The 6408-nt window shown below is 35.8% G+C and carries 4 protein-coding genes and 2 tRNA genes; 2 read left to right on the top strand and 4 right to left on the bottom strand.

The features are described 5' to 3' along the window. The 3 genes from ABF281_RS02310 to ABF281_RS02300 form a co-directional block, all read right to left on the bottom strand. The coding region (locus ABF281_RS02310) for a site-specific integrase (RefSeq protein WP_347180084.1) at positions 1–1063 on the bottom strand (1063 nt) is incomplete at its 3' end. A 235-nt stretch (positions 1064–1298) separates the two neighbouring features. Further along, positions 1299–1386: transfer RNA gene (locus tag ABF281_RS02305), tRNA-Ser, on the bottom strand. A gap of 231 nt (positions 1387–1617) precedes the next feature. Then, a tRNA-Ser gene (locus tag ABF281_RS02300) sits at positions 1618–1704 on the bottom strand. Between the two features lie 214 nt (positions 1705–1918). Here ABF281_RS02300 and ABF281_RS02295 point away from each other — a divergent pair. Together ABF281_RS02295 and ABF281_RS02290 are read left to right on the top strand one after the other, a co-directional pair. Continuing rightward, the gene (locus ABF281_RS02295; RefSeq protein WP_347180083.1) at positions 1919–3049 is read left to right on the top strand and encodes a VWA domain-containing protein; all 1131 of its coding nucleotides are present in this window, start codon (positions 1919–1921) and stop codon (positions 3047–3049) included. Between the two features lies 1 nt (position 3050). Further along, entirely contained in the window at positions 3051–4514 is a 1464-nt protein-coding gene (locus ABF281_RS02290; protein ID WP_347180082.1) for a magnesium chelatase, read from the top strand. A gap of 52 nt (positions 4515–4566) precedes the next feature. Here the strand turns inward: ABF281_RS02290 and ABF281_RS02285 are convergent. Next, the coding region (locus ABF281_RS02285) for a radical SAM protein (RefSeq protein WP_347180081.1) at positions 4567–6408 on the bottom strand (1842 nt) is incomplete at its 5' end.

Raw genomic sequence — 6408 nt, 5'->3', positions numbered from 1 at the left:
TTGCAAACGTATGACGAGCTAAATGGGTGGTTAAGTTTTTATTGATACCACACAAGTCTGCTATCTCTTTTAAATAGGCATTAGACTTTTGATTGCTCAATACAGGAAGTAAAACATCTTTTGTAACTGCCTCTGGATGATTCTCATATTTCTTTATAATTTCTAAAGCGGTTGGAAGTAGTGGAATGTTACTGCGTGTATCTGTTTTAGTACGCTTTGTCTTTATCCACTTATCGCCATCAATACCAAATACCAAATTGTCTTTTGAGAGCTTCTTAACGTCGCTGTATGCTAAACCAGTAAAACAGCAGAATATAAAAATGTCTCTTACTTGCTCTAATCTATTGGTGTGTAACTCTTTTTCGAGCATTGTTTGTATTTCTTCTTCTGAAAGAAATTGACGTTTTACTTCCTTTAAACGTACTTTATAATTTAGAAATGGGTCTTTTTTAATCCAATCATTAGCTATTGCTATACGTACTATCTTTTTAAAATTCTTGATATACTTGATTGTGCTATTATGCCCGCAGTTTCTAACGGTTTTTAAATAGAACTCAAAATCTGTTATATACTTGCGGTCTATTCTGTTTACAGGTATATCACTTACATTGTACTGATGTTGCATAAACTCTTGCAGATGCTTACATACAGTTTTATAGCGTTCTAAAGTGCCTGCCGAAAACTCTCTACCTACTAATTTTTCAACTTGCTTGTTATGATTTTTAAAGATGGTGATGAGCGTTCTTTGTTTTTCTTCAACACCTAAAAACTTGTTTTTAAGGGTTTCAGTTGTAACCTCTTTGTTATCTTGAATTAAGTCTCTTTGGCTTTGATATACTTTTGTAGTAAGTGAATCTAAATAGGCATTTAGTTCTCGTATATCTTCTGTTCTTCCAATAGCTTTATTGGCTTCAACGCTCCATTTCTCAATCTCAATGGTACGTTTTGTACTAATCTCTGTACGCTTACCATCTATGGTAATACGTAGGTAAATAGGGCATTTGCCCTGTGCATCTACTTTACTCTTTTTTAAGTAGAATAATAATCCAAATGTTTTGTTCATTCTGGTGACCTTTAATTATACATTAATTTACAAAATTTTCAGGTCTTTTAATTGATATATTATGCTGATTTATAAACAGTTATAAACAATTAGGTGACCTAATTAAGGTTTAAAAAAGGTCACCTAATAGGTCACCAACAGAATGGTTTTTAATACATATTTTGATGTTTTGGGTAAAATAAAAAGTCCCATAAACATTGAGTTTACAGGACTTTAGTCGATTTTGAATAAATCTTGGCGGAGAAAGAGGGATTCGAACCCCCGGACCTGTTACAGTCAACAGTTTTCAAGACTGCCGCATTCGACCACTCTGCCATTTCTCCTGAGCGTCTCACGATTTCTCGTTTGCGTGTGCAAATATAGTAAGTCCTTCTGGTTACACAAGTCCCTTGTGATGTTTTTTAGCGATAAATCAATGCTTATGACGACGGAAGAAATATAGAATTTCAAAAAGGAGAAAAAAATCATTTCCAAAACAGAAGTCGTATCATAAGTACTGTACTGTAATAAAACAAACTACCCTAAGCAAAACACTTAGGGTAGTAAACAAACTGCAGAGAGGAAGGGATTCGAACCCTCGGTACAGTTGCCCATACACTACCTTTCCAGGGTAGCTCTTTCGACCACTCAGACACCTCTCTAAATAGGAATGCAAATAAACAAAATGTATTTTATTTTTAGTTATAATTTTAAACTATTTTTATTTTTCCTAACTAAAAACAAAGGTCTTTCTTCTCTTTCAAAACTAAAGGTTAAAACAATTCTTAATAATAAGGATTTCTACATCACTAGGACAAAAACAAATCGTTTTTTATAATTTTAAAGAAATATAGGATTTACTTTATTGCATTTACCATGAACAAAAGAGACACTGCTTACACAGGTTTTGTTTTTAAAAAATATGAAGCTGCTGAACTTTCTATTTTTGAAAAATTGCTTGATATTTTCAAGGAACTCATCACTCACACTTCAGGTGATGTTGAGGAAGCGCTAGATTGGTTGGCCCAATTGGATAAGACCTATCAACTCACCACAGCAGAATACACCCTAGAAGATTTCAAACGAGACTTGTTTGACAAAGGATTTATCAAACAAGACATACAACCCGACGGTACAACTGGAACAGGCATTACCTCAAAAACAGAAAGAGCGATTCGACAACGTGCCTTGAATCAAATTTTTGGAAAAATTAAAAAATCAGGAACTGGAAATCACAATACAAAAAAGATAGGTTCAGGTGCTGATGCTACGGGAGAAACTCGAGCATATCAATTTGGTGACGGGTTGGATCAAGTATCTATGACTGAAAGCATAAAAAATGCACAAGTAAATAATGGCATCACCAATGGTTTTCTGCTCAAAGAGGACGACTTGGTTGTAAACGAAACTAGTCATTTATCTCAAATGAGTACTGTCCTCATGATTGACATCAGCCACAGTATGATTTTATATGGAGAAGACAGAATAACACCTGCCAAAAAAGTAGCTATGGCATTGGCAGAACTCATCACGACACGCTATCCAAAAGATACCTTAGACATTATTGTATTTGGAAACGACTCTTGGCGAATATCTATACAAGAACTCCCCTATCTTCAAGTTGGACCATATCATACCAATACTGTTGCAGGTTTAGAACTAGCTATGGATTTACTGAGAAGAAAAAAGAATACAAACAAACAAATATTTATGATTACTGATGGTAAACCTAGTTGTTTGCGTTTGCCTGATGGTAGGTATTATAAAAACAGTAATGGTTTGGACGAATATATCGTAAACAAATGCTATGACAAGGCCAGTCAAGCCCGTAAACTCCATATCCCCATCACCACTTTTATGATTGCACAGGATCATTATTTGAAAGAATTTGTTGGCGCTTTTACGAAAGCCAACCAAGGAAAAGCATTTTATACAGGCTTACAAGGGTTAGGAGAAATGATTTTTGAAGATTACGAACAAAATAGAAAAAAAAGAATAAAAGGATAATATGAAACAGAAAGACATCAAAACAATTGGAGCTTTAAAAACTGCAGGGTATACTTATAAAAACATCAAGGAAGAATTGAGAAGTAATCTTATTCATCTCAAAAAAAACAACCAAGAAACCTTCACGGGAGTCCATGGGTATGAAACGACAGTAATTCCTCAATTAGAAAGAGCCATTCTATCCAAACACAACATCAATCTTTTAGGGTTACGTGGTCAAGCAAAAACACGTTTGGCTCGTCAGATGCTGAATTTACTTGATGAATATATTCCTGTGGTATCGGGATCTGAAATAAATGACGACCCACTACAACCCATCTCAAGATATGCAAAAGAATTGATCGAAAAAAAAGGAGATGACACTCCTATTACCTGGTTACATCGTTCTGAACGTTTTGCAGAAAAACTAGCGACCCCAGATGTTACCGTAGCGGATATCATTGGAGACATTGATCCTATAAAAGCTGCCAATTTAAAATTATCTTATGCAGATGATCGCGTGATTCATTATGGAATGATTCCCAGAGCAAATAGATCCATTTTTGTCATTAACGAGTTGCCAGATTTACAAGCGAGAATACAAGTAGCATTATTTAATATTCTGCAAGAAGGAGACATCCAAATACGAGGTTTCAAACTTCGTTTTGAACTTGATATGCAATTTGTTTTTACCGCAAACCCTGAGGACTACACCAATAGAGGAAGCATTATTACCCCTTTAAAAGATAGAATCGGTTCACAAATCTTAACTCACTATCCTGAAAATATAGCCATTGCAAAAAGCATTACACAACAAGAAGCCAAACTAGAAAAAAACCAATCACAAAATATTTTTGTTCCTGAGCTTGCCAAAGACATGATAGAACAAATCGGTTTTGAAGCCAGAGATAGTGAATATGTTGATGTTAAAAGCGGAGTCAGTGCACGTTTAAGTATCTCTGCTTATGAAAATTTAATGAGTACCGCTGAGCTAAGAATGTTTACTACGGGAGACTCCAAAACAAGTCTACGACTAAGTGACTTTATGGGCGTCATCCCTGCCATCAACGGAAAAATAGAATTGGTCTATGAGGGCGAACAAGAAGGTGCAGCATCCGTAGCAGAGAACTTAATCAACGATGCGATTAAGACTTTATTTCCTGACCATTTTCCTGCTATAGAAAAATTAGTTCGCAAAGATGCAGTAACACCTTATGATGACATTATCAATTGGTTTGTTACCGGCGATGATTTTGAACTTGCTAATGATTTGAATAACAAAGAATACAAACAACAACTAGACTATATCACTCCCTTGTCTGATTTCATCCTTGAGTCTCAACCCGATTTGGACGAAAAAGAGGTTTACTTTTTTAAAGAGTTTGTTTTGTGGTCACTTGTAGAACACAAAAAAATTGCTAAAGTTGAACTTAAAGAAGGGTTCGGCTTCAAAGATACTTTTGACCGTTTTATTGAAGGGATTTAAAACATCATTAATCACTCTACTTGAGCATCTTTTTGGTCTCAAGTGGAGGGATTTATAAAGGCGCTAATAAAATCTTTTTGATTAAATCTTTAGGATGCTGGGGTTTAGGTATTTTGAAAGTAAAGTAATCCTGTAAAGGAATCTCAAACCCCTTTTGATTCAGATAATTATTCAAGGCATCATTCAATCCCTCACTGTACAAATGATGCTTCGCTCCAGTAGGATCCTCGTGATACAAATCATTCTCTGCAAATCCTTCAAAGGTCGGACCAGTAATCTTAATTTCAAATGCCTCAGGGTTTTTACCAACGGGACTGTGCGCAGTGCAAGCAAATTGGTGCCAGAATGCAGACTGAATACATTGGGATGCAAACAACTGACGAACCACCTCTAAAGCATCTATTGTTTCTTGGTCTGTTTCAGTAGGAAAACCATACATTAAATAAGCATGTACCATAATATTTTCATTAGAAAAAGCCTTGGTAACCCTTGCCACTTGACCTATATCTACTCCTTTTTTCATTTTTGCCAACAATCTATCGGAGGCTACTTCTAGACCTCCTGTGACTGCAATACATCCAGATGCTGACAAAAGTGCACACAATTCGGCATTGAACGTTTTTTCGAAACGAATATTAGTCCACCAAGTGATATATACTTTACGTTCAATTAACGCATTCGCTAACGCACGTAACATTTTAGGAGGTGCAGCTTCATCTACAAAATGAAAACCTGTTACTCCTGTTTCAGCAATAATCTTTTCAATTTTGTCAACCAAATTGTCTGCTGTGGTGTTCTCATAATGACCAATATAATCTAATGTCACATCACAAAAAGAACATTGTTTCCAATAACAACCATGTGAGATGGTAAGTTTGTTCCATCTACCATCAGACCACATACGATGCATGGGATTCATCACATCTAAAAAAGATAAATATTTTTGGTGTGGCAACCCCACATAACTAGGAGCTGGCAAATTTTTATGGTGAAAAATAGTATTGGGTAATTTATTTATATAGGACACTTTATTGTCTATTTCAACATAAGTACGCTCCAATTCCTCTACTCCTATTTTGCCAGCAACATACTCCGTAATACGAAGCAAAGGAGCTTCACCGTCGTCTAAAGAAATGAAGTCAACATATTTAAAAATTCTCGGATCAGACAAACGTCTCAACTCAGTGTTAGGATAGCCACCGCCCATAGCTATTTTAATGTGGGGATATTCTTGCTTGACAAACTGAGCACATCGCAAAGCAGAAAATAAATTCCCTGGAAAAGGGACCGTAAAACAGATCAAGTCGTATTCATGATTCTGTAAATGTTGATCTAGAATATAAATCATCTCATCTTCTATCAACGTGGTCTCATATTGTAAAAATTCTTCAAGCCTATCAAAGCTTGACGCCGCACGAGCTATGCTTTCTGCGTATCGGGTAAAAGAAAAAAACTCATCTACATTGGCATTGATAAAGTCCCCCAATTCCTCTACAAATAGGGTTGCTATATGCTTGGCTTTATCCAGTATCCCTAACTTACCAAACTCTTTACTTAAATCCTGATCAAGTTTAATTTTTCGATGCCCGTGAGGTAAAAAATCTTTGTGAATGATTTGATAGGCAGCCGTGATTTCTTGCACACGCAAATAATTCATGACCGTATCCACCTTATCTATATAGGCTTCTCTTTGTTTCCAAACCAAAGGATATTCTTCATGATTTAACAACGCTGCCTGTTTGAAAATCGCATCAATAAAATCACGAGTAAAAACGGCTGTGAACAACTCAATACTCAAATCCATCTGATGTGTGTTTACTCCTTTACTATCTAAAAACCCTTTGATGTATGCCGTAGCCGGATACGCTGTGTTGAGTTGAGTAAAAGGTGGTGT

The sequence above is a fragment of the Wenyingzhuangia sp. genome, assembly GCF_039768515.1.
In the GTDB taxonomy this organism is placed as follows: Bacteria; Bacteroidota; Bacteroidia; order Flavobacteriales; family Flavobacteriaceae; genus Wenyingzhuangia.
This window is presented reverse-complemented; position numbering and strand designations above follow the sequence as displayed.

Coding starts and splice junctions, on each gene's coding strand:
- ABF281_RS02295 (WP_347180083.1), top strand. CDS start 1,919: ATGAACAAAAGAGACACTGCTTACACAGGTTTTGTTTTTAAAAAATAT.
- ABF281_RS02290 (WP_347180082.1), top strand. CDS start 3,051: ATGAAACAGAAAGACATCAAAACAATTGGAGCTTTAAAAACTGCAGGG.